The following is a 21,424-nucleotide window of genomic DNA, read 5'->3' on the forward strand; positions in this document are numbered from 1 at the left end:
TTGTCGAAGAGGGGCTTGCTTCCCGTCGCCTTGATCGATGCCGTCACGGTGTCCGACGGGCGCGCGGCGTTACCGCGGCGTCACCGGGCCGCGCTGCAGTCCGACGGTCATGACGGGCCAGCTGCCCGGCAGCTGCCGTCGCGCGGCGACGGTCTGGATCGCTACGGCAGACTCCATAGTGACGGCCGGCTCGAGCCTCGCCGGCATCGCCTCGGCGTGCTGACCGCGGCCGGCGAGGCGGATGCTGCCGCCGGGGATCTTGATTCGGCGGAACAGGCTCTGGTCCGGAGCGGGCAGGGTGTTTGCGGCCTCGGCGGCAGCGGCGACAACGGGCCGCGGCCAGGCAGGATCGGACGGCAGCGGCACTACGTCGGCGCCGAACCGGCCGGGACGGTAGAACCCGGTCTGACGCCGCGCGAGGTCGCCGAGCCAGGCGCTGGCGGTGCTGGCATCCGGAGCCGGGGTGGTCGCCTTGGCGGCATAGATCAGGCGCGGCACCGCCGGCCAACGCGCCACCGCGATGCCGGCATCGGGATGCATCAGCCAGTCCCTCGCCTCGGTCGGGGTCTTGGGCCGGTCCGGCGTCGCGGCCACGACATGCACGATATGGTAGCCCTTGGTTTTCAATTCTCGCAAAAGTTGCGGAAGCATGGTGGCGGTGCGGCCCTGGATATCGTGCAGCAGCAGCACGCCCTTGCCCTTCGCCTCGAGGCGGGTGAGGGCGTAGTTCATCACCTGGGCCGGCGTGATGTGCCGCCAGTCGTCCGCCGGGAAGTCGGCGCTCCAGGTCATGATGCCGCGCGAGGCGAGATAGTCCTCGACGCCTTCGGCGCGCAGCAATCCCGGGATCCGGAAGAAGGGCGACACCGCCGAGGTGTCGCCGCCGAGCGCGGCGGTGGTATGGGTGATGCCTTCTTCGATCTCCTGCTCGACGCGCTGCAGCGGCATGTGATTGAAGCTGAGCGGGTGGTTTTCGCTGTGGGTGCCGATGGTATGGCCGGCATCGCGCAGCCGCCGCACGCCGTCGGGGTACTGCTTGGCCATCCGTCCGATGATGAAGAACGTCGCCTTGACGCATTCGGACGCCAGCGTCTCCAGTACTTGGTTGCTGTGCGACGGCAGAGGGCCGTCGTCGAAGGTCAGCACCACCTCATGGTCCTTCAACGGCAACGTTTCGCCGTATTGCATGGTGCCGATCTTGGTGTGCTCGGTCGGATCGACCACCAGGGTGCGCGAGGTGCCGAGCGCATTGGGGTGGCCGGGGCAATCTTCGGCACGGGCGGCAAGCGGCGCTGCGGCAAGCAGGGCGATCAGACCGGCCAGCAGGGGACGGCGGCGCGAGCCATCCGCAACGCACTTTTTCCCCGCAACCGGGAACTCACCAGACCGTACCGTCATCGCCGCACCATACACGTCCCAAAAAAACTTTTCGAAAATTAGCTTCCGGCTCATGAACGAGGCGTTAAGCCTAACCGAACCTTCAAAGCGCCGGCTCTTCAATTGTTCAGTCGTGAAATCGCCGCGCGGTTCAGGCGTGACCCGGCCGCGCCGGTGCGATGTGAACGATCCGATAGTCGTTCTCGCGCAGCCAGCGCAGGAACGACGGCATCATTGCCGCCGTCCGGCCTTTGGTATCATGAAACAAGATGATCCCTTTGCGGGCATTTTGCAGCCGTTCCATGACCAGATTGAGCTCCTGCTCCGGCGTCATGTCGTTCCAGTCGCTGGCCCACAGATCGGCGCCGAACACTGCGATACCGCGGTCCTGGAGCGCGTCGAGCAGTCTCGGCGTCGAAGAAAAATAGGGGAACCGGAAGAACGGGGTCGCCGGCGCAGCGGCGGCGGACAGGCCGAGCACGGCGTCATTGGCGGCCATACCGCGGTCGATATCGCGTTCCGCCACGTCAGCGGGGATCTTGCTCATGTCCGGATGGGACCATGAGTGATGGCCGATGGTGTGGCCGGCCGCGGCGATGGCCTTCACCACGCCCGGATGTGCCGCCGCATTGCGGCCGATCAGGAAGAAGGTCGCACGCACGCATTCACGGGCGAGGGCCGCGAGCACCTTGCGGGTCGTCGGCGGTGACGGACCGTCGTCGAAAGTCAGCACCACCTCCTTGTCGGCGAGCGGCAGGCTGGCCGGAAAGCTCTTGGTGCCGACCCGCGGATAGGTCCTCGGATCGACGCTGAGCACGCGTGAGGTGCCGAGCGCTCCCGGGCGCTGACAATTCGCCGCCGCACCGTGGGGCACGAGAAGAGCGAGGAGAGCGGCGAGGACGGGAAGGGTCGCTTTCACGATCGGCAACTGTTTCAACGGCTCGGCCAGGTTCACTGAACGGTGAGGCGACGCTCCCAAGGTGGCGGCGTTGGGGTCTTGTAATGCCGATTGCGCCGACCGTCGATGATTGGCCGCTTCCGGGTGTGTATGTCCGCTCGCTCGCGAGGGCAATACCTCTTCATTGGCCATTAACGGCGTTGGCGCATCATGGCGGCAGCGAGGATCGAGCGACCGACATGCTGCGTTTGCGACTGAAGGCCGACGGCCGGATCGTGGAGTTGCGCGATGGCCGCGAGGCGCCGCTGGCGCCGGAACTGCTGGAAACTCCGCCGGCGCCGCCCGATATTCCCGGCGTACGCGAATTGCGCCGCCGCGCCCGGCTGACCCAGGCCGAATTCGCCGCGCGCCTCGGCGTGCCGCTCGACACCATCCGCAACTGGGAGCAGGGCAAGCGCTCGCCGCGCGGACCAGCGCGCGCGCTGCTCGCCGTGATCGCCCACGCGCCAGATACGGTTTTCGCCGCATTGTCGGGATCCACTCCGGCGGCGTGAACCGCGTCCGGCGGTTTCGGGAGGCCGCCATGCAGACCATTCAAGCTCACGGCGCGGTGATTCCGGCCATCGGTCTCGGCACCTGGGAGCTGAGCGGGCGCAGCTGCAGCCGCATCGTCGAGCAGGCGATCAGGCTCGGCTATCGCCACATCGACACCGCCCAGGTCTACGAGAATGAACGCGAGGTGGGCGAAGGGGTGCGCGGCTCCGGCATCAAGCGCGATGAGGTCTTCATCACCACCAAGATCTGGACCACCCACTTCGCCCCGCTCGATCTGATCCGCTCGGTTCGGGAGAGCCTGGCGCGCCTGCGGATGGACCACGTCGATCTCGTGCTGCTCCACTGGCCAAATCCGCACGTCGCCCTGCACGAGACGCTTCGCGGGCTCGGGCGGGTGCGCGAGGCCGGCCTCGCGCGTCATGTCGGCCTGTCGAATTTCACGGTGGCGCTGATCGAACAGGCCATGGCGATGACGCCGGTGCCGCTCGTCTGCAATCAGATCGAGTACCATCCCTTCCTGTCGCAGGACAAAGTGCTGGCGGCCTGCCGGCACTTCGGCCTCGCCGTCATGGCCTATAGCCCGATCGCCAGGGGCAGGATCAAGAACGATGCAACGCTCGGCCGCATCGCGGCCCGCTACGGCAAGACCCCGGCGCAGGTCTGCCTGCGCTGGCTGGTCCAGCAGGGCGCGGCCGCGATCCCCCGCACTTCCAGGATCGAGCGCCTGTCGGAAAACATCGCCATCGAGGACTTTGCCCTCTCCGACGCCGACATGGCCGAGATCTTCGCCCTCGGCTCGCCCGCTGGGCGGCTGACCAATTACGCCTTTTCGCCTGTCTGGGATTGAACATCGCCCGCCGTTGATCTCGCCGGCCCGATCGGCGATGGAAGCGGCTGGAATTCTCGCGCGGGGCGATCGATGTTCTTCACGCTGTCCAAGGTCTTCGGCTTCTTCGCCGTTCCTTCCAACGCCATCGGGGCGCTGTTCGGCCTCGCCGTGATCTTCTTCCTGCTGCATCGACGCCGCGCGGCGAAGTGGTGCTCCAGCGTCGCGATCGCCGCGCTTCTGATCATCGGCTACTCGCCGCTTGCGACCATCGGGCTGTTGACGCTGACCGAGCGCTTTCCGCCGTGGCGCGACAACGGCGCGCCGCCCGATGGCATCATCGTGCTCGGCGGGGCAATCGATTCCGAGGCGAGCGTTGCGCGTGGCGACATCGAGATGGATTCCTCGGCGGAGCGCATCTTCGCCATGCTCGATCTCGCCAGGCGCTATCCCGCCGCCCGCATCGTGTTTTCCGGCGGCAGCGGCAACCTGATCATGAATTCGGTATCCGAAGCCCCCATCGCCGGACGCCTGCTGCACGAGTTCGGCATCGAACCCTCGCGCATCACGCTGGAGCCGGGCTCGCGCACCACGGACGAGAATGCGAGCTTCACGCGTGCTCTGGTGGCGCCCAAGCCCGGCGAACGCTGGCTGCTGGTGACCTCGGCTTTTCACATGCCGCGGTCGGTGGCGGTGTTCCGGGCGGCGGGTTTCGATGTCGAGCCGTATCCGGTCGATTACCGCACCCGCGGCTGGCGCGATGCAGCACTGCCATTCGACCTGCTCAGCGGAGGGCTTGCCCGCGCCGATGTCGTCGCCCATGAATGGACCGGGCTGATCGTCTACTGGCTGAGCGGCAAGAGCCGGGAATTGTTCCCGGCACCGAGGCCCATCGACTGAGCGGTCGTTTGCGGGTGAGGGCTCAATCGTGCCGCGGCAGCCCGAGGCGGTAGACGCCGCGGAAGTCGTCGGGATCGACCGGCTTGCCCTTGCGATAGATGATCAGCCGCCCGGCCCGGGCCAACGCCACAGCAGCTCGCCGGATCGGAACGAGGAGGTGGTGCCAGTCGGCGCCGTCGCCGATCGCGAGGGCGATCTCGGGCGGGCTCAGGGTCTTGCCGGCGACTTTCGCCAGCGTCTGCATGATCGCGTCTTCGAGCGCGGGGGGCTGGCGCGAGGCCATTATCGAATCGGAACCGTTCATCCCATTGCCATGGCGCATTCGCGCCCGGGCCGGCAAGCGGCACCGGTCAATTAATGGCGCGGCGAGCGGCCGAAACCGGATGCGAAGTTGGATTCGGATGGTGATGAGGTTAGTGATCCTTCGACCACGCGTGCGGCGTCTCACAATAGCCTGTCCCCTCTACGGCGGGTGTCTGTAGGCAATTGCGAGACATAAGCCGCACTAGGACCCTGTCTTTCGAAGTTTGCGAATCGCTACGGATTTTGTCCTTTCAACCGGAGATCGTGAGATGGCAGATCGAGCTGTGGGCCTCAGGCTCGTCATCGGCAATAAAAATTATTCGACCTGGTCGATGCGGCCGTGGGTGGCGCTGCGCGCCGCTGGCATCGCTTTCGACGAGACCTTGATCCCGCTCTATACCGGCGAGGCCGACAAGCAGCGCATTCTCGCAGTGACGCCTTCAGGCAAGGTGCCGGCGCTGGTCGACGGCGACATCACGGTGTGGGATTCGCTCGCGATCATCGAATATGCGGCCGAACGCTTTCCCGGCGCGGGGCTGTGGCCGACGGACCAGGCGGCGCGGGCCCATGCCCGGTCGATTTCGGCTGAGATGCATTCGTCGTTCGCTGCCCTGCGCCGTGAGTGCGGCATGAATATTCATCGGCCGATCGGCGCCAAGGCCCTGTCGGCTGAGGCCGAAGCCGACATCGCCCGGATCAAGGCGATTTGGACTGACTGCCTGACGCGCTATGGCGGTCCCTACTTGTTCGGCAAGGTGGGGGGGGCCGATGCCATGTACGCGCCGGTGGTGCACCGCTTCCGCGGCTATGCCATTCCCGTCGCGGGGGCGGTAGCCAATTACTTGGCAACCATGCAGGTCCTGCCGGCCTTTCGAGAATGGACCGAGGCGGCCCTCGCCGAGACGATCGTCATCCCGCGGTTCGAGGACGACTGAGCACAGTGCGGCTGCCGGGCGGTCACCGTCGCGTTTTTGGGCTCCCGGCGGCCCTCCCCCCCGCGGGAGGGCCGTCCGAAGGGGCGCCGAAAGCTACATAACCATTTGAAGTTCTGACGTTAATTGCGCCTCTTCCGGAGGGCAAACTGCTGGCCAAAAGTGGGCGTGCGTGGTATATCAGCGCAGACAAAGCGCCGGCCATGTTGGACCTTCCTTTGGCCGGCTTTCAGTATTGCGTGATGGAGAGGGTGTTGAAGCACAAATTCGGTGTCGGAGAATCCGTCTATTTCACCGCCAGCAACGTGGCGCGTCCTGCGGCCAGCGGCCTTTACGAAGTGATCCGTCAACTTCCGACCGACGGCGACGACTGCCAGTACCGCATCAAGAGCGCCACCGAAGCCTTTGAGCGTGTGGCGAAAGAGAGCCAGCTCGCTGCTACATGAGGTGGAACCTGCTTAGCGACGTTCTCGCTGGGTGTCTCTGAGCTGTTGCCTTGGAGCTGTTTCCCGGGGTTAAGTCCGACACCCGCCGCATTGGTGACGCAACGCTCCGGCAAGGGAAACGGGGTCAGTGGCGTGAATCGAGGCGGGGTGTTTGCCCGTGATCCGTCCTGAGGTCGCAACCGAAGGGTGTCTCACATGAATTGGGCCTGGGCCTCGTCTCTCGACCAGCTCTGGCGCGCGCCGACCTTGCCCATGTGGGTAACGCTGGCGGCGGCGTCGCTGTTCGCCGTTATTTTGCTCGTCACGCTGTTTCGCGCCGAGAAGTCGGTGGCCAATGGTGCGCTGACGGTGATCACGCTGTTGGCGATCGGCATTGCGCTCGCGGCCACCTTGCGCAGTTTCGGCGTGGCCGACGGATCTCTCGGGGCGGATCGGCGGCCGCCGCTGGCTCCCGTTGCAGCGCTGCCGGCACTTGCCTGCCTTGACGGTCTTGCCGGTGAAGCGGTGGAGACGGCCTGCGAGCGCTCGCTGTTCGCCTCGGCCGACAGCGCTGCGGCGGCGGTGTCCTATACTGCGGTCCAGATCAGCCGGCTGGCGAGCCAGGGCAGCAGCTCGACCGCGGCTGCCCCCCCCGAAACCGCGGCGCTGCGCCGGGTGCTGGAACGAGACCGCTACGGCCTCGTCGCCCATGTGCTGGCGGTCCGTGACGGTTGCACGCTTGCCAACTGCGCCTTCTACAGTTCGCTCACCGACCATAACCAGATCGCTGGCAACATGACCGAGCGCAGCTACGAGGCGCTGGTCGCCCGCTATGCACCGACCTGGGGCAGCACCGGCGGCGGGCCGAGCGCAGCCATGGCTGGCCCCGCGCTGGCGTCGACGCCGCCGTCCAACGTGCCGACCGGACGCCCGATGTCCGGGGACTTTCCGAGCTCAGCTTCAATTCCTCCGGTCAATATCATGACCCCGGAACCAGCGGCCGGGACTGCATCCGCGGCTGCCAGTAAGCCAGCGGCCGCTGCAGCTCCGAAGCAGGCCGCCGCGGCGCCGGCAGCCAACCCGGTCGCCAAGGCGGCGCCCGCCGCCAGAAAGCCGCCGGCCAAGAAACCGCCGTCCACTGCGACGGCACCGGTGCCGCTTGCGCCGCCGCAGCCCGCGGAAGATAACTGACCGATCAGCGTCGGCGCCCGCCGGCGCACTCGGTTGCGCGTTCGCTCATGCCGCTTCACCTCGTCAAGCTCAGTGTCGGCACAGAGTCCTTCATGGACCTCGATGGCTGGATCAAACAGCGCGCCAAGCAGGCCGCCGCAGCGGGCAAACCGCGGCGCCACATCCATGTCACGCGGATGACGCCGAAGCGCGACGCGGAGCTGCTCGACGGCGGGTCGATCTACTGGGTCATCCGCGGCGAGATCACGGCGCGTGAGCGCATCCTCGCCATCGAGCCGTTTCGCGACAAGGACGGCATCGGCCGTTGCCGGCTGGTGATGGATGCGAAACTGGTCCCGGTCGCGCCGCGGCCGATGCGGCCATTCCAGGGCTGGCGCTACCTCGCCGACAAGGACGCGCCGCCCGATCTGAGCAGCCGTGACGACGGCGTCGCCGCCATGCCCGAGCCGCTGCGCCGCGAACTGCGCGAACTGGGTCTGCTCTGAACGGCGTTGCCGGCGATCACGCTCTGTGCCGCTTGCCCTCAGACACGGACATTGTCGATCAGCCGGGTGCCGCCGATCCTGGCGGCGACGAGGAGCCGTAGAGGCCCCTCGGTGATCGAGCGGACCGGGGCGAGCGTGTCGGCGTGGCGCACCTCGAGATAATCCAGCGCAAAACCGGCCTGCGCGATCCGGGCGCAGCCGACGCCAAGCACGCTTGCGAGATCGTCGCCGGCCTTGATATTGCGCGCCGCATCCTTGAGCACCCGGTAGAGCACCGGCGCGGTCGCCCGCTCGTCCGGTGACAGGTAGACGTTGCGCGAGGACATCGCGAGCCCATCGCGCTCGCGCACCACAGGCGCGCCGACGATGCGCACGCCGAGGTCGAGATCGCTCGCCATACGGGTGACGACCTTGAGCTGCTGGTAGTCCTTCTCGCCGAACACCGCGAATTCGGGTCGCACCTGGGTGAACAGCTTGGCGACCACGGTGGCGACGCCACTGAAGAAGTGCGGGCGGAAACGATCCTCGAGCCCTGCGGTGGCCGGGCCTTCGACCTGGACGCGGGTGACGAAGCCCTCTGGATACATGGCCGGCGCGGTCGGTGCCCAGACGAGATCGACACCTTCCTCGGTGAGCTTGGCGAGATCCGATTTCCAGGTTCGCGGATAGGCGTCGAGGTCCTCGTGGGGCGCGAACTGGGTCGGATTGACGAAGATCGATACCGCGACCTTGTCGGCGCGCCGTCGCGCCAGCCGTACCAGCGACAAATGCCCCTCATGAAGCGCCCCCATGGTGGGCACCAGGGCGAGGTTGGCCTTGCGGGTGCGCAGTCGGTCGACGGAGCGCTTGAGGACAGGGAGGGAACGGGCGATCAGCGGCGAGCGGGGCATCTGGTCTCCGACGGTGAGATCAAGGCGGCGAGATGAGAACGGCGGGATCGAGTGGCGCGGGAGGGTGGAGCATTCGCGGCAGCTGAGTGCAATGGTCCCCGCTCGTGCCGCATCTCTCTACCAAGGCTTCCGCAGCCCGCCAACTCGTCGGCCGCTCGCGCGGCCGGCCCTCGTGCAATCGGCCATGCACGCCTCGATGCGACGACAGCGGAGGCGATGGCGATACATGATCGCAGCTGTCGACGCGGACCGATGATCTCGATGTGGACTTCATTCGCGGCCGACGCCGGTGATCAAGTCTTGTGCGGGCGGCAAACCGGCGCCTGCGGTTTTGGATCTGACGCCGGTACGACGAATCCGCTGCAATGCTGATACGAGCGTCAGATCCATCGCACTAGGCAAACAATCCCGGACAGGCCGCTGGGCACAAGCGGGGTGTCGCTCAGCCCCCCGCGTGACCTGCGCGTTTCTTCGGCCTGCGCACTATCCGGCGATGCCTGCGGAATGCTCGCACTTCCCCCTTTGGCGACGATGATACCGTTACCGCCAGATCGTCGCGATGAGGCAGGATCTGCTCCACTCGCAGCCGTTCGCGCAGCGGTTCTTGTTATTTTGCTCAAGGCATTGCGCCGCCGCTGGAATCCGGCAGGTTTGTGCAACTGCACAAATTTCAGTGGCGTTGCACAATTAAAAGACCCTGAATTCACAACTTTTCAGCTTCTGTCACACCGCCGTTATGCATATCTTCCAAACGAGAGAGACGGACCGCCTGACTTCCGGATAACGGGCTGCGCGAGCGCAGCAGTCCAATACCGTAGAGGAATGGAATGAAACGTGGCCTGATCATCGCGATTGCTCTCGGCGCTTGCGTCGTGGTGGCTTATTTCTCGTTCAGTCGTTGGGGTATCCGGCACGAGAACATTTCTTTCTTCGACGCCGAACGGGGACGTCCGATTGACGTCGATATCGCGGTGCGGCGCGATTCCGAGATGCGCGCCATGGCCGGCCTGAAGACGCTACCGGTGGCGATCGTCAATCACGGTAACACGGTCCGCAACACCGAATATTCATTCCTCGCCAACGTCCTCGCGTTGCGCGGCTATCTGGTGCTGTCGATCCAGCATGATCTGCCGGGCGATGCGCCGCTGGTGACGAAGGTCGGCGAACTCTATGTCGGCCGTCTTCCGGTCTATCAGCGCGGCGTCGAGAACATCCTGTTCACGGTCGATCACCTGAAATCGCGCTACGCCTACGCCGATTTCAACAAGCTTTTGATGCTTGGCCATTCCAACGGCGGCGACATCTCGATGTATTTCGCCAAGGAATATCCCGAGCGGACCAAGCGGGTGGTGACGCTGGACAATCTGCGGGTGCCGTTCCTGACCGAGGCGAAGTTCAAGATCTTGTCGTTCCGCTCCAAGGACCCGAATTTCGTGCCTGATCCCGGTGTGGTGCCCGATGATGCGGAATGCGCCCGCACCGGCATTGAGGTGGTCAAGACCGGTGCCCAGCACACCGACATGAGCGATCGTGGTCCGGACAACGTCAAGGAGCGCATCCAGGCGACCCTCGATCAGTTCCTCAGCGATGACAGCGATCTGCGTCCAGCGGCGATCGACGACCTGAAGATCCCAGCGCCCTCGGCCGGCCAGCAGTCGCGTGCGGACCAGACGCTGCGCGCCGCGCTGGCGACCACCACCTTCACCGCTCCCTGACCGGCCGCGGCTAGACCGCGTCCTTCTTATCGTTGCGCCCCTGCAGAAGGTCATTGACCGCAGGGCGAGAGCTCTCCACATCTCATCTGGCAGCAGCCATGATGAGACGGTAGCGAGAGCCGATGTCCCGCGAACCCACATCCCGCGACAAGACCCCGACCAGATCGACGGCGTCCGTTCGAGGGGAGGGCAAAGGGGAGGTGCGGCCGACGGCCAGCTCCGCTGAGATCGCCGCCTTCGTCGCCAAGGCACAGGCGCTGTCGCCGCAAGCGGGCCTCGGCCGCGGGCGGCTGGTCTTCGCCCTCGACGCCACCATGAGCCGGCAGCCGACCTGGGATCTCGCCTGCCAATTGCAGGCCGATATGTTCCGCGAGGCTGCGGCGATCGGCGGCCTCGATATCCGCCTGGTGTATTTCCGCGGCCTCGGCGAATGCCGCGCCAGCCCATGGCTGTCCGACGCCACCCAGCTCGCACGTCTGATGAGCCGGATCACCGTCGAGGGCGGCCACACCCAGATCCACAAGGTGTTGTCCGAGACGCGGCGCGAGGCCGTCGCCCATGGCGTGCGCGCGCTGGTGTTCGTCGGCGATGCCATGGAAGAAAATGCCGACGACCTCTGCGCCAAGGCGGGAGAGCTCGGACTGTTGAAGGTGCCGGTGTTCATGTTCCAGGAAGGCGGCGACGCAGCCACCGAGCGCACCTATCGGGAGATCGCGCGCCTGTCCGGAGGCGCCTATGGCCGTTTTGACGCCGGCGCCGCGGTTCAGCTTCGCGACCTGTTGCGGGCGGTCGCCGCCTATGCCGCCGGTGGCCGCGACGCCCTGCACCGGCTGGCGACGTCCGCGCCCGGCGCCGCCGCGCTGCTCGGCCAATTGCGCTGAGTTGAGCGAGCGCAGTTGCCGCGCACAGTCGCCCGTCCATCGCCGGCGTGGCGCGGCACGCCGGCTTCCGCTCCCCGGCGCGAGCGACTATCTATCGGAGCATGCCGACTCTGATCGCTGGCGCCGTCGCCGTCGTTGTCCTCTACACCCTGCTGCAGATGTTCCGCGCGGCCAATCCGGCCGTGCTCGCCCGCGCCGTCAAGATCGCGGGTGGCATCGTCTGTCTGGCGGTCGCGGCCTTCACCGGGATCCGCGGCGAACTGGCGGTGGCCGTGCCGCTCGGGCTGTTCGGCGCCGGGCTGCTCGGCTGGTCGCCGGCAGCTTCGGCGATCGGGCAATTCGGCAGCTTTGGCGGATTCGGCCGCCGCGCACGTTCGTCGGGCCAGACCTCGACGGTGCGCTCGGGCTTTCTCGACATGGTGCTTGACCATGACAGCGGCGCGTTGTCGGGCAGCATTATCGCCGGCACCCACGCCGGCCGTTCCTTGAACGAATTCGATCTGCCGCAGCTCCTGGCCCTGATGCCGACCTTCGATGCCGAGAGCTGCGCCTTACTTGAAAGCTATCTTGACCGCCGGTTTGCCGGATGGCGTCAGCACGCGCAGGGCACAGGGGCAGGGGGGCAGCGCAGCCAGGCGACGAGCGGCAAAATGACGGCGGAGGAGGCCTATCAGATCCTTGGCCTGCAACCGGGGGCGAGCCGCGTCGACATCGGGCGGGCACATCGGTCGCTGATGAAGAAACTGCATCCCGACCAAGGGGGGTCGACGTATCTCGCGGCCCGGGTGAACGAGGCCAAGGAGACCCTGCTTCGCACGCATCTCTAGCTGACTCCAGCACGCAACACTTACGCGAATAGCTGCGAGCGGTCGTCCCGCCGATCTGATTGACGCCCTGTGGGTGCTTTGGCTGCACCCGTTATCGAGACCATGCCGAACTGGTCATGGCGCGATCCGCTGGCGGACCGTCGTTGTGGTTTATTTTCTAGCGCTCAATCCTTGCGAAGATGTTTCCGCCAGGACCGGCCATGGGTCCAATTCCAGCATTCGCACCGGTCTCGGCCGTGCCCCTGCGACATCGGCCTGGCGAGCCAGCGAGTAGTCGGGAGCCAATAGAAAAGCCCGGCTGTGCGCCGGGCTCTTCGTCACAAGGAGGACCTGTGTCGACGGTCAGTTCTTGATGGTGATGCAGGAGATGTCGCTGCGCTTGAGCTTGCGGCAGACAGCTTCGGCGCTGTCTTTGTCGAGGCCGGCGAAGCGGGCGCGGTAGAGGTTCTTACCGTTCTTGGCCACCACGGTCTCGGTGAAGGGGTCGGCCTTGCCGAGAAGGCCCGCTGCGCTGCCGCGGGCGGCGTCGAGGCGCTGCTTGGCTTCGCTCTCGGACTCGAGTGCGCCGACCTGGATGACCCAGCCGCTGCGGGCGACGGCCTTGATCGCGCCGTGGACCGCGACCGGGCTCGACGGTGCCGACGCGCGCGGCGCCGGCTCGGCCGAGGCCATGCTGGCGGCGTGCTGCTGCAGGGCCGAGGCGGGAAGGGTGCCGAGGATGCCCTGGCCGGTGCCGTAGCGGGGGTTCTGTGGCGGCAGCGGATCGGCCTTGGCGATGACACTGCTGGAGGTCTCGGCCACATCGGCCGAGGCCAGGGGCGCCGGGGCGGGCGCGGAAATCGAGGCTGTGGCGGTCGGCGCGGTGGCGAGCGGCGCGGCTGAGGCGATCCGGGTCTGGCCGGCTTTGACCTGGACGGTCTTGACCCGCACCGGAGTCATCGGCTCCGCCGAGCCAGGGATGATCGGCAGCGGCTGGGCGATCACGCCTGAGGTCAGCGGCGCCGGAGCCGATTTGGCGGCCAGAGCTGCCACGGGGGGCGCCGAGGCCGGTGCCGGGGAGGGCACCGCGGCAGAGGGATTGGCGGCGGCGTAGAGCGAGGCGACGGTGGCGGGCCGGGCGGGCGGCAGCGGCGCCCGGGCCGCTTCGTCGATCTGGGCGGCCGCGGCGGCGATCTCGCCGGTCTTGCCCTGAGGTCCGGTCTCGGCGGCATCTTCGTCGCTGCTGGTGCTGGCCAGTTTGTAATCGGCGGGATTGCGCTCGGTAATGGCGGCCACGGTGCGGCGGGTTGCGGCGCGATCAAGGTTCTGAGCCAGCAGGCTGCGCATGGTGGCGTCACGCGAGCCGCCGGAGCGGCCGCCGAGCACCACGCCGACGAGGTGGTGGTTGCCGCGGCGCAGCGAGGTGACGAGGTTGAAACCGGAGGCGCGGGTGTAGCCGGTCTTGATGCCGTCGACCCCTTCAACACTGCCGAGAAGATGATTGTGGTTGCGGATCACGCTGCCACGGTAGCGGAAGTCGTTGGTGGCGAAGTAGCGGTAGTAGCGCGGGAAGCGATCCTGGATTGCGCGGCCGAGCGTCGCCTGATCGCGCGCGGTGGTGATCTGGTCGTCGTCGGGCAGGCCGGAGGCATTCTTGTAGGTGGTCCGGCTCATGCCGAGGGCGCGCGCCTTGCGCGTCATCATCTGGGCGAAATCGTCTTCGTCGCCGCCGATGGCTTCGGAGATCACCACGGCCGCGTCATTCGCCGAGCGGGTGACGAGGCCCTTGATCGCATCCTCGACCCGGATGGACTGGCCGGGCCGCAGGCCGAGCTTGGTCGGGGCCTGTTCGGCGGCGTGCGCGGACACCTGCATTTCGGTGTCCAGAGTCATCTTGCCGCTCTCAAGACGCTCGAACAGCAGGTAGAGCGTCATGATCTTCGTCAGCGAGGCCGGATGGCGCGAGGCGTCGGGATTGTTGGCCTGCAGCACCGCGCCGGAATTGGCATCGACGATGATTGAGGAGAAGGGCGGCGAGTAGCCGCTCACCCGGACACTGTGATGTCGGCCGTGGCGATGATGCCGGCGCGCGTCGGCGGATTGCGTGGTGAGGACGCTGGCTGCGGTGATGGTCGCAAGGCCAACAATGCAGAAGCGAAGCGCCCGCGAGGACGCTGAGGTTGCGCGAAACATCGATACCCCGTCCGATCCCAATGACAGCATCTCCGGGGACCCCAGACTGTCCCGGATTAGCTCCCCTCATTCCGACCCGCTTGGCGAACATTCGCTCGCAGGCCTGTTGATCACCGGTTCGTGAGGCGAAATTGTGCCCATCGGCCCGGCATGTCCCGTTGGTTGCATGTGCTGGGGAGGCGGGCCTTGAAAGGGAACTGGCCGCGCAGATCAGCCATTCTGGCTAAGAGATTGGGCCCGAACGCGTTTCAGACTTCTTCCGCAGCGTCAGCAACGTCTGCTCAAGTTAGGCCCGGACCAGTTGCCAGAAGGTTAACCAAGGGTTGACCGGATTACGTCATTTCGCGGGAAGTTTTGCGAAAGTTGTGCGGCGCACAAAAATGATTGACTCAAATTGTGCGTCGCACTAATCTAAAAAAGCGGGAAATCGCGTGCCGGAAGCAACCTTCCGGCCAGGACTTAAAGTCGGGAGAGGAACTGAAAATGATCAAAGTCGAAGACTTCCAGAATTTCGGGAAAGAGCAGTACGAAACCGCCCTCGCGTCCTTCAACAACATCACCAAGAATTATCAGGCGATCGCCAGCGCCTACGCCGACTACTCGAAGAAGTCGTTCGAGGACACCAGCGTCTTCGTCGAGAAGCTGTCGAGTGTGAAGTCGTTCGAGAAGGCGGTCGAACTGCAGACTGAATTCTCCAAGACCGCCTACGAGAATTTCGTCGCCGAATCGAAGAAGATCAGCGAACTGTTCGCCGGTCTTGCGAAGGATGCCTACAAGCCGCTCGAAGGCTATGTGGCGAAGTTCACGCCGCCGGCCGCGACCCACTAACCTGCGAAAACTGTTTCGCTCGTCAAAAGCCCGGCGCAAGCCGGGCTTTTTTGTTCGGGCGATGATCGAGGCTCGGCGCTATTGAGCGATGCGCAGCTTGGCGAGCTGGGTGGCGATCTCGTCGAACTTGCCGATGATGCCATTCGCCGTGGTCAGCATCGCATACTTGCCGGTGCTGGCGCAGTCCTGCAGAACGCTCGAGGTCGGATCGCCGGGCGAGCCGGTATTCACCTGGATCGTGTAGATCGTGATGCCCGCCGCCTTGACGTTGTCGCAAAGCAATTTCTGACGTGCGTCGATTCGGCCATAGAACTGGGTATTGCCGTTGCCATAGCTCGGCCAGCGGTTCTGGGTGTTCGCTCCGTCCGACAGCAGAATGATCACTGAATCGTATTTGTAGTTGGCATCCAGCGCCGGCGCGTTGAGAGGCGCACCTTGGGTCAGCGACATCCAGGCCCAGGCGAGACCGATCGGCTGGTTGGTGCCGCCATTGGGCGACATCGCACTGATCTTCGATTTCAGGGCGGACCAGTTGTAGCTCAGCGGCATCAGCGCAGTGGGGCAGGAATCGTATTGCTCCGCAGGGAAGTTGGTCGACGATGCTCCAGGCGCCATATTCTTGGTGTCGTAATCCTGGTCGCGGTCGGTGACGCAGCCGTTCCAGCTGCTGTGGCTGCAATTCCACCAGCAGGTCTGGTCCCAGATATCCCAGCGCACCCAGCTCTGGCCGGAATTGCTCGCCCCGACATTGACGTCCTTGGCGAAGGGTACGATGGAAATATAGACATCCCCATCGTTTTTCGCGTTGGCGCTGAGTTTGTCGATGAGGTTCTTCGCCGCCGTCTTCAGCGCGGTCATTTTGCCGTCGTAGTCCATCGAGCCGGTGTTATCGAGCGCCAACGCGACCCGCAGCCGGGATTGGCCCCACTTTGCGGTCGAGGCGACGTTGAATCCCAGGTTGTCGAATCCCATGATCTTCATGAATTCGGTGGGCATCGAGCCGGAACTGGTGAGCTGGATGATGGCGCCTTTGCCGGTGTTCGGGGTGTAGGTCGCCGTGAAGGTCAGCGGTGGCGCTTCGCCATGGGTGTAGAGGGCCTTGAAATAGGCCTGCGCTGTGGTGGTGATCTGGGACGAGGTGAGGTTGGGGGCGTCCTTGGAGACCATCAGCGCGGCGGAATCGAGCGCGGCCTGCATGGCGGTGCGGGCATTGTTGACGCGGGCATAGTCAATGGCGGCCCCCACCATGCCGAGGATCGGCAGCAGCGCCAGCGCAAATGTCACCGCGACGTTGGCTTTGGTGTGGCGGCGAAAGCGCCTAAAAAGGAATCCGATCCTGGCCGGCAGGGTCGGTGCAATGAGAAGGGACACCATCGACTTCGTCTCGGAGGTGCAACTGACAGTGGTATATCCACAACCGGTAGACGTTTTGGTAATTGTGCAAAACCTAATGGCGAGGTCGGCGATCGGCTACCGCGCAGCCTGTCGCACCGCCCACTTCCTGCGGATATGCTCAACAGCCCGTTGCCGCGATCACGGATCTTCGGGCTGGCCCCGGGGCGCTCTATTGACCGCCAGGGGAGGCTACGCCAGGGCGGTGGCGGCCCGGGAAGTAGTCCCGGGCGTGCGCCGGACGGTCCGGGGCGGCCGACACTGGCCCGGTTCTCGCATGCTTGTTCACAGACTTGCAGCGAGAGGGGCCGGGACCCATATCGCCCCAGACGGGACTACCTGTTGACGTGATGGGTCAATCCCGCGACCCTAGGCATGTGACCTTTCCGAGTCCGCCCCGCAGGGTGGCGGACCCGAAAGCGGCCAAGGCCTTCGGACAGGCATCCATGGCGGTACCCGGTGCCGGTCCGCGGAGCCTGTCAGCACTCGGTCGGCCGCGCCCGGTCCAAATGATGGCCAAAGGAAATCCACAGACGTCTCGCCATGTTGTACAGCTCTCTCTCCCCTGGAACCGAAGCGTTGCAATGTGCTGCACCGCGCATGAACTCCGATCAGGAGCGGACCGGAGGCCCGACGGGCCCTGGTGTGTCAGTCATCACCAAGGTGAAGCCGCGGACCAAGCGGCCGAGTCTTTATCGTGTGCTGATCCTGAACGACGACTACACGCCGATGGAATTCGTAGTTCACGTTCTCGAACGTTTTTTCAACAAGGATGCCGAATCCGCCACCAAGATCATGCTGCATGTCCACCATCACGGCATCGGTGAATGCGGTGTCTTCACCTACGAAATCGCGGAAACCAAAGTCACGCAGGTGATGGATTTCGCCAAGAAGCACGAACATCCTTTGCAATGCGTGATGGAAAAGAAGTAGCATCTTTATTTCGGAGGTCGCCGACCGCGGAAGATGGAACATTGCGGAGGACGGCCGGACCGCTAACATGAGGCTCTCGGGCACGCCGGGTGAGGGCTCTCCCCGGATCCGGCGAACGACAACACGAGTTGTGCGACACTACCTACAACACACTACTTACAACACACTACTTACAACACGCTGCCTACAAGACGCTGACTACAAAGACGCGACATTGCGACAAGACGACTGAAGAATAAGACGACCGACGACTGTACGACTGTGGGGGCCACAGAGGACTTCAATGCCGACTTTTTCTCAGAGTCTCGAACAATCCCTGCATCGCGCGCTGGCGATCGCCAATGAGCGTCATCATCAGTACGCGACGCTCGAACACCTGCTGCTGTCGCTAATCGACGATTCCGACGCCGCTGCGGTAATGCGCGCCTGCAATGTCGATCTCGACAAGCTGCGCGCCAGCCTCGTCAATTATCTCGAGACCGAGTTCGAGAATCTGGTGGCGGACGGCGGCGACGATGCCAAGCCGACCGCGGGTTTCCAGCGCGTGATCCAGCGCGCCGTCATCCATGTGCAGTCATCGGGCCGTGAGGAAGTCACTGGCGCCAACGTGCTGATCGCGATTTTCGCCGAGCGCGAGAGCCATGCGGCCTATTTCCTGCAGGAGCAGGACATGACCCGCTATGATGCCGTCAACTACATCAGTCACGGCATCGCCAAGCGTCCGGGCGTGTCGGAGTCGCGGCCGGTGCGAGGGGTTGATGAGGAGACCGAACACAAGAGCGAGGGCGACGCCAAGAAGAAGGGCGACGCGCTCGAGAATTATTGCGTCAACCTCAACAAGAAGGCGCGCGACGGCAAGATCGATCCGGTGATTGGTCGCAATGCCGAGATCAACCGCGCCATCCAGGTACTGTGCCGTCGCCAGAAGAACAATCCGTTGTTCGTCGGCGAGGCTGGCGTCGGCAAGACGGCGATCGCAGAGGGCCTCGCCAAGCGCATCGTCGACGGCGAAGTTCCCGAGGTGCTGAGCGCGGCGACAGTGTTCTCGCTCGACATGGGTACGCTGCTGGCGGGTACCCGCTACCGCGGCGATTTCGAGGAGCGGCTCAAGCAGGTCATCAAGGAACTGGAGGCGCATCCCAACGCCATCCTGTTCATCGACGAAATCCATACGGTGATCGGCGCCGGCGCCACCTCGGGCGGCGCCATGGACGCCTCGAACCTGCTCAAGCCCGCGCTGGCTTCGGGCACAATCCGCTGCATGGGGTCGACGACCTACAAGGAATATCGTCAGCATTTCGAGAAGGACCGCGCCCTGGTGCGGCGCTTCCAGAAGATCGACGTCAATGAGCCGTCGGTCGAGGATGCAATCGGCATCCTCAAGGGCCTCAAGCCCTATTTCGAGGACTATCACAAGCTGAAATACACCACCGAGGCGATCGAGGCGGCGGTCAACCTGTCGGCGCGCTACATCCACGACCGCAAGCTGCCCGACAAGGCGATCGACGTGATCGACGAATCCGGCGCGGCGCAGATGCTGGTGCCCGAGAACAAGCGCAAGAAGACGATCGGCCTGAAGGAGATCGAGACCACGATCGCCACGATGGCGCGGATCCCGCCCAAAAGTGTGTCGAAGGACGATGCCGAGGTGCTCAGGCATCTCGAGCAGACGCTCAAGCGTGTGGTGTTCGGCCAGGACAAGGCGATCGAGGCGCTTACGGCGTCGATCAAGCTGGCGCGCGCCGGGCTGCGCGAGCCGGAGAAGCCGATCGGCTGCTACCTGTTCTCCGGACCGACCGGGGTCGGCAAGACCGAGGTCGCCAAACAGCTCGCCGAGTCTCTCGGGGTGGAATTGCTGCGCTTCGACATGTCCGAATACATGGAGCGGCATACGGTGTCGCGCCTGATCGGCGCGCCTCCCGGCTATGTCGGCTTCGATCAGGGTGGTCTGCTGACCGACGGCGTCGACCAGCATCCGCATTGCGTGGTGCTGCTGGACGAGATCGAGAAGGCGCATCCCGATCTCTACAACGTGCTGCTCCAGATCATGGATCACGGCCGGCTCACCGATCACAACGGCAAGCAGGTCAATTTTCGCAACGTGATCCTGATCATGACCACCAATGCCGGTGCGGCGGATCTCGCCCGGCAGGCCTTCGGCTTCACCCGCACCAAGCGGGAGGGCGACGACCAGGAGGCGATCAACCGGCAGTTCGCGCCGGAGTTCCGCAACCGGCTCGACGCCATCGTATCGTTCAGCCATCTCAACGCCGACGTCATCGGCATGGTGGTGGAGAAGTTCGTGCTTCAGCTGGAGGCCCAGCTTGCCGATCGCGACGTCACCATCGAGCTGACCGAGGCGGCCAAGGCTTGGCTGGTCCAGCACGGCTACGATGAGCAGATGGGCGCGCGGCCGATGGCCCGTGTCATCCAGGAGCACATCAAGAAGCCGCTGGCCGACGAGGTGCTGTTCGGCAAGCTGCGGGCGGGCGGTCATGTCCGCGTGGCGCTGGTGAAGAACGAGGCGGGCGAAGACAAGATCGGCTTCGAATTCCTCGACGGGCCGGTAATGCCGAAGCCCGAGAAGCTGCCGGGATCGCGCAAGCGCAATCCGCCGCGCAAGCCCAAGGGCGACACGCCCGGCGAGGGCGGGGCGGCCAAGGGCCCGCTGGTCAAGGTCTGACGCGGCTCTCTTCCGGAGTGTCCTTGCAGAGTTGAGAACAACGGCCGGATCTTCGATCCGGCCGTTATGCTTGGGGGCAGGCGCGCCACGGCGCCTCAGTCCGCCTCGTTCCTTTCCGGTCGGCCGCGCTGCTCGCGGAGATCCCGCGGTGACACGCCGTAGCGGCGGCGGAAGGCACGGCCGAAATGGGAGAGATCGTTGAAGCCCCAGGCGAAGGCGATCTCGCCGATCTGGCGATGGGCTTGCTGTGGCAAGGAGAGGTCGCGCCGGGCGAGCGCAAGCCGCTGCTCGAGGACGTGCCGCTGGAAAGACTGGCCTTCACCGGCAAGCAGCTTGTTCAGATAGCGCGGCGAGATGCCGAGAGCCGCCGCGGATTCGCCGAGCGACAGGTCCGGGTCCGACAGGTGCGCCCGGATGTGCTGCTTGATGCGATAGAGCAAAGCGGCGCGATGGCTGGTGGTCTCGGTCCGATTCTGGCCGAGACGGTCGGCGATCGCCAGCGCGATCAGATCGGCGGCCTGTTCGCCAAGTTGCGCCGCGGTGTCGGTATCGAGTTCGTCGCGACAGGCTGCCAGGGAATGAAGGAAATCGAGGGCGATGCGCGCCAGCGGCCGGTGCCCGTCGAAGGCCGTCGCGGTCAGACGCTCGAGCCCGCGCACCCGCTGCTGCAGGCAGGCGCGGGGAAGTTGAAAGATGATCTGGCTGAAGTCGGCCTCGAAGCCGAGTTCATAGGGACGCGTCGTGTCGTAATAGGCGAACTCACCGGGGCGCAGCAGCAGGTCGCGATCGTCCTGCCGGATCGTCCCTTCGCCACGGCGGCCGACCGCCACCAGAACGCATTCATCCCTGGAGCGCGCAATGCGCGAGCGGGTACGCGCGACCCTTTGCGCATTCGAAACCACCTCGGTGCAGGCGAGCATGCCGAGATCGGTGCGATGGACGGCGCCGTGGAAATCATCGCCGAGATCCGACCGGCAGTCGAGTTCAACGAAGACGTCGCAGACGATGTCCTGCCAGAGCGCCAACCGCCGATAGCTCGGTGCCGCATCGGTGCTGAACCGGACGCCCATGATCCACCCTCCCTATGGAACTCGCCGCCTTCCCGGTGCAGCAAGGCCTCGTCGTCAGCGGCAGGCAAGAACCGGGCCGGGTACGGCGAGACGCGCTGCGTCCGCGGTCGAGTGTTTGTTCTCTCCCGGTCGAGCCGGGCC

20 protein-coding genes are annotated in these 21,424 nt (G+C 65.1%); 13 read left to right on the plus strand and 7 right to left on the minus strand.

Annotated elements, in window-relative coordinates; all coding sequences use genetic code 11:
• Positions 1–69 precede the first annotated feature (69 nt).
• Together DB459_RS19630 and DB459_RS19635 are read right to left on the minus strand one after the other, a co-directional pair.
• Positions 70–1,398 (minus strand): polysaccharide deacetylase family protein, encoded by a 1,329-nt coding sequence (locus tag DB459_RS19630; RefSeq protein WP_253706916.1) that lies wholly within the window; start codon positions 1,396–1,398, stop codon positions 70–72.
• Positions 1,399–1,528: 130 nt separating this feature from the next.
• Positions 1,529–2,296, minus strand: coding sequence for a polysaccharide deacetylase family protein (locus DB459_RS19635; protein ID WP_253706917.1), 768 nt, complete (start codon positions 2,294–2,296; stop codon positions 1,529–1,531).
• Positions 2,297–2,514: 218 nt separating this feature from the next.
• On the opposite strand from DB459_RS19635, the gene DB459_RS19640 reads away from it, so the two are divergent.
• The 3 genes from DB459_RS19640 (at position 2,515) to DB459_RS19650 (ending at position 4,556) form a co-directional block, all read left to right on the plus strand.
• Positions 2,515–2,829, plus strand: coding sequence for a DNA-binding transcriptional regulator (locus DB459_RS19640; RefSeq protein WP_253706918.1), 315 nt, complete (start codon positions 2,515–2,517; stop codon positions 2,827–2,829).
• Positions 2,830–2,858: 29 nt separating this feature from the next.
• Positions 2,859–3,677 carry an aldo/keto reductase gene (locus tag DB459_RS19645; RefSeq protein WP_253706919.1) on the plus strand — a complete coding sequence of 273 codons (819 nt, stop codon included), beginning with the start codon at positions 2,859–2,861 and terminating at the stop codon, positions 3,675–3,677.
• Between the two features lie 72 nt (positions 3,678–3,749).
• A complete protein-coding gene (locus tag DB459_RS19650) occupies positions 3,750–4,556 on the plus strand; it encodes a YdcF family protein (protein WP_253706920.1) in 807 nt (268 codons plus the stop codon).
• Positions 4,557–4,578: 22 nt separating this feature from the next.
• Here DB459_RS19650 and DB459_RS19655 read toward each other — a convergent pair whose 3' ends face one another.
• Positions 4,579–4,860 (minus strand): DUF3253 domain-containing protein, encoded by a 282-nt coding sequence (locus DB459_RS19655; RefSeq protein ID WP_371926782.1) that lies wholly within the window; start codon positions 4,858–4,860, stop codon positions 4,579–4,581.
• A 283-nt stretch (positions 4,861–5,143) separates the two neighbouring features.
• On the opposite strand from DB459_RS19655, the gene DB459_RS19660 reads away from it, so the two are divergent.
• From DB459_RS19660 to DB459_RS19675, 4 genes are all read left to right on the plus strand, one after another.
• Complete coding sequence (locus tag DB459_RS19660; RefSeq protein ID WP_253713637.1) at positions 5,144–5,794, plus strand: glutathione S-transferase family protein; 651 nt, start codon at positions 5,144–5,146, stop codon at positions 5,792–5,794.
• Positions 5,795–6,033: 239 nt separating this feature from the next.
• Positions 6,034–6,237 (plus strand): hypothetical protein, encoded by a 204-nt coding sequence (locus DB459_RS19665; protein WP_253713638.1) that lies wholly within the window; start codon positions 6,034–6,036, stop codon positions 6,235–6,237.
• Between the two features lie 195 nt (positions 6,238–6,432).
• Complete coding sequence (locus tag DB459_RS19670) at positions 6,433–7,407, plus strand: hypothetical protein (protein WP_253706922.1); 975 nt, start codon at positions 6,433–6,435, stop codon at positions 7,405–7,407.
• Positions 7,408–7,454: 47 nt separating this feature from the next.
• Positions 7,455–7,892 (plus strand): DUF1489 family protein, encoded by a 438-nt coding sequence (locus DB459_RS19675; protein ID WP_253706923.1) that lies wholly within the window; start codon positions 7,455–7,457, stop codon positions 7,890–7,892.
• Positions 7,893–7,930: 38 nt separating this feature from the next.
• Here the strand turns inward: DB459_RS19675 and panC are convergent, their stop codons facing one another.
• Positions 7,931–8,782: a pantoate--beta-alanine ligase gene (gene panC, locus DB459_RS19680; RefSeq protein ID WP_253706924.1), complete on the minus strand. Its 852-nt coding sequence runs from the start codon at positions 8,780–8,782 to the stop codon at positions 7,931–7,933.
• Between the two features lie 827 nt (positions 8,783–9,609).
• On the opposite strand from panC, the gene DB459_RS19685 reads away from it, so the two are divergent.
• The 3 genes from DB459_RS19685 to DB459_RS19695 all read left to right on the plus strand — a co-directional run bounded on the left by DB459_RS19685 (position 9,610) and on the right by DB459_RS19695 (position 12,205).
• Positions 9,610–10,497: an alpha/beta hydrolase gene (locus DB459_RS19685; protein ID WP_253706925.1), complete on the plus strand. Its 888-nt coding sequence runs from the start codon at positions 9,610–9,612 to the stop codon at positions 10,495–10,497.
• 122 nt (positions 10,498–10,619) lie between these two features.
• Positions 10,620–11,378, plus strand: a complete 759-nt coding sequence (locus DB459_RS19690; RefSeq protein ID WP_253706926.1) for a VWA domain-containing protein — start codon at positions 10,620–10,622, stop codon at positions 11,376–11,378.
• A 101-nt stretch (positions 11,379–11,479) separates the two neighbouring features.
• Positions 11,480–12,205, plus strand: a complete 726-nt coding sequence (locus DB459_RS19695) for a DnaJ domain-containing protein (protein ID WP_253706927.1) — start codon at positions 11,480–11,482, stop codon at positions 12,203–12,205.
• A 342-nt stretch (positions 12,206–12,547) separates the two neighbouring features.
• Here the strand turns inward: DB459_RS19695 and DB459_RS19700 are convergent, their stop codons facing one another.
• Positions 12,548–14,377, minus strand: a complete 1,830-nt coding sequence (locus DB459_RS19700; protein WP_253706928.1) for a serine hydrolase — start codon at positions 14,375–14,377, stop codon at positions 12,548–12,550.
• A gap of 483 nt (positions 14,378–14,860) precedes the next feature.
• Here DB459_RS19700 and DB459_RS19705 point away from each other — a divergent pair, with 483 nt between their 5' ends.
• Positions 14,861–15,205, plus strand: a complete 345-nt coding sequence (locus DB459_RS19705) for a phasin family protein (protein ID WP_253706929.1) — start codon at positions 14,861–14,863, stop codon at positions 15,203–15,205.
• Positions 15,206–15,283: 78 nt separating this feature from the next.
• Here DB459_RS19705 and DB459_RS19710 read toward each other — a convergent pair whose 3' ends face one another.
• Positions 15,284–16,579 (minus strand): pilus assembly protein, encoded by a 1,296-nt coding sequence (locus tag DB459_RS19710; protein ID WP_253706930.1) that lies wholly within the window; start codon positions 16,577–16,579, stop codon positions 15,284–15,286.
• Positions 16,580–17,197: 618 nt separating this feature from the next.
• On the opposite strand from DB459_RS19710, the gene clpS reads away from it, so the two are divergent.
• Positions 17,198–17,530, plus strand: a complete 333-nt coding sequence (gene clpS / locus DB459_RS19715) for an ATP-dependent Clp protease adapter ClpS (RefSeq protein WP_253713639.1) — start codon at positions 17,198–17,200, stop codon at positions 17,528–17,530.
• Positions 17,531–17,813: 283 nt separating this feature from the next.
• The gene (clpA, locus tag DB459_RS19720) at positions 17,814–20,213 is read left to right on the plus strand and encodes an ATP-dependent Clp protease ATP-binding subunit ClpA (protein WP_253706931.1); all 2,400 of its coding nucleotides are present in this window, start codon (positions 17,814–17,816) and stop codon (positions 20,211–20,213) included.
• 95 nt (positions 20,214–20,308) lie between these two features.
• Here the strand turns inward: clpA and DB459_RS19725 are convergent, their stop codons facing one another.
• Positions 20,309–21,283 (minus strand): helix-turn-helix domain-containing protein, encoded by a 975-nt coding sequence (locus DB459_RS19725; RefSeq protein WP_253706932.1) that lies wholly within the window; start codon positions 21,281–21,283, stop codon positions 20,309–20,311.
• Positions 21,284–21,424 lie beyond the last annotated feature (141 nt).

The sequence above is a fragment of the Bradyrhizobium sp. WD16 genome, from assembly GCF_024181725.1.
Classification (GTDB): Bacteria; Pseudomonadota; Alphaproteobacteria; order Rhizobiales; family Xanthobacteraceae; genus Bradyrhizobium_A.

Excerpts from the sequence above, each read along its gene's own strand:
- DB459_RS19630 (WP_253706916.1), bottom strand. The coding sequence starts at position 1,398 with ATGACGGTACGGTCTGGTGAGTTCCCGGTTGCGGGGAAAAAGTGCGTT.
- DB459_RS19640 (WP_253706918.1), top strand. The coding sequence starts at position 2,515 with ATGCTGCGTTTGCGACTGAAGGCCGACGGCCGGATCGTGGAGTTGCGC.
- DB459_RS19645 (WP_253706919.1), top strand. The coding sequence starts at position 2,859 with ATGCAGACCATTCAAGCTCACGGCGCGGTGATTCCGGCCATCGGTCTC.
- DB459_RS19650 (WP_253706920.1), top strand. The coding sequence starts at position 3,750 with ATGTTCTTCACGCTGTCCAAGGTCTTCGGCTTCTTCGCCGTTCCTTCC.
- DB459_RS19655 (WP_371926782.1), bottom strand. The coding sequence starts at position 4,860 with ATGAACGGTTCCGATTCGATAATGGCCTCGCGCCAGCCCCCCGCGCTC.
- DB459_RS19665 (WP_253713638.1), top strand. The coding sequence starts at position 6,034 with ATGGAGAGGGTGTTGAAGCACAAATTCGGTGTCGGAGAATCCGTCTAT.
- DB459_RS19670 (WP_253706922.1), top strand. The coding sequence starts at position 6,433 with ATGAATTGGGCCTGGGCCTCGTCTCTCGACCAGCTCTGGCGCGCGCCG.
- DB459_RS19675 (WP_253706923.1), top strand. The coding sequence starts at position 7,455 with ATGCCGCTTCACCTCGTCAAGCTCAGTGTCGGCACAGAGTCCTTCATG.
- panC (WP_253706924.1), bottom strand. The coding sequence starts at position 8,782 with ATGCCCCGCTCGCCGCTGATCGCCCGTTCCCTCCCTGTCCTCAAGCGC.
- DB459_RS19685 (WP_253706925.1), top strand. The coding sequence starts at position 9,610 with ATGAAACGTGGCCTGATCATCGCGATTGCTCTCGGCGCTTGCGTCGTG.
- DB459_RS19690 (WP_253706926.1), top strand. The coding sequence starts at position 10,620 with ATGTCCCGCGAACCCACATCCCGCGACAAGACCCCGACCAGATCGACG.
- DB459_RS19695 (WP_253706927.1), top strand. The coding sequence starts at position 11,480 with ATGCCGACTCTGATCGCTGGCGCCGTCGCCGTCGTTGTCCTCTACACC.
- DB459_RS19700 (WP_253706928.1), bottom strand. The coding sequence starts at position 14,377 with ATGTTTCGCGCAACCTCAGCGTCCTCGCGGGCGCTTCGCTTCTGCATT.
- DB459_RS19705 (WP_253706929.1), top strand. The coding sequence starts at position 14,861 with ATGATCAAAGTCGAAGACTTCCAGAATTTCGGGAAAGAGCAGTACGAA.
- DB459_RS19710 (WP_253706930.1), bottom strand. The coding sequence starts at position 16,579 with ATGGTGTCCCTTCTCATTGCACCGACCCTGCCGGCCAGGATCGGATTC.
- clpS (WP_253713639.1), top strand. The coding sequence starts at position 17,198 with ATGAACTCCGATCAGGAGCGGACCGGAGGCCCGACGGGCCCTGGTGTG.
- clpA (WP_253706931.1), top strand. The coding sequence starts at position 17,814 with ATGCCGACTTTTTCTCAGAGTCTCGAACAATCCCTGCATCGCGCGCTG.
- DB459_RS19725 (WP_253706932.1), bottom strand. The coding sequence starts at position 21,283 with ATGGGCGTCCGGTTCAGCACCGATGCGGCACCGAGCTATCGGCGGTTG.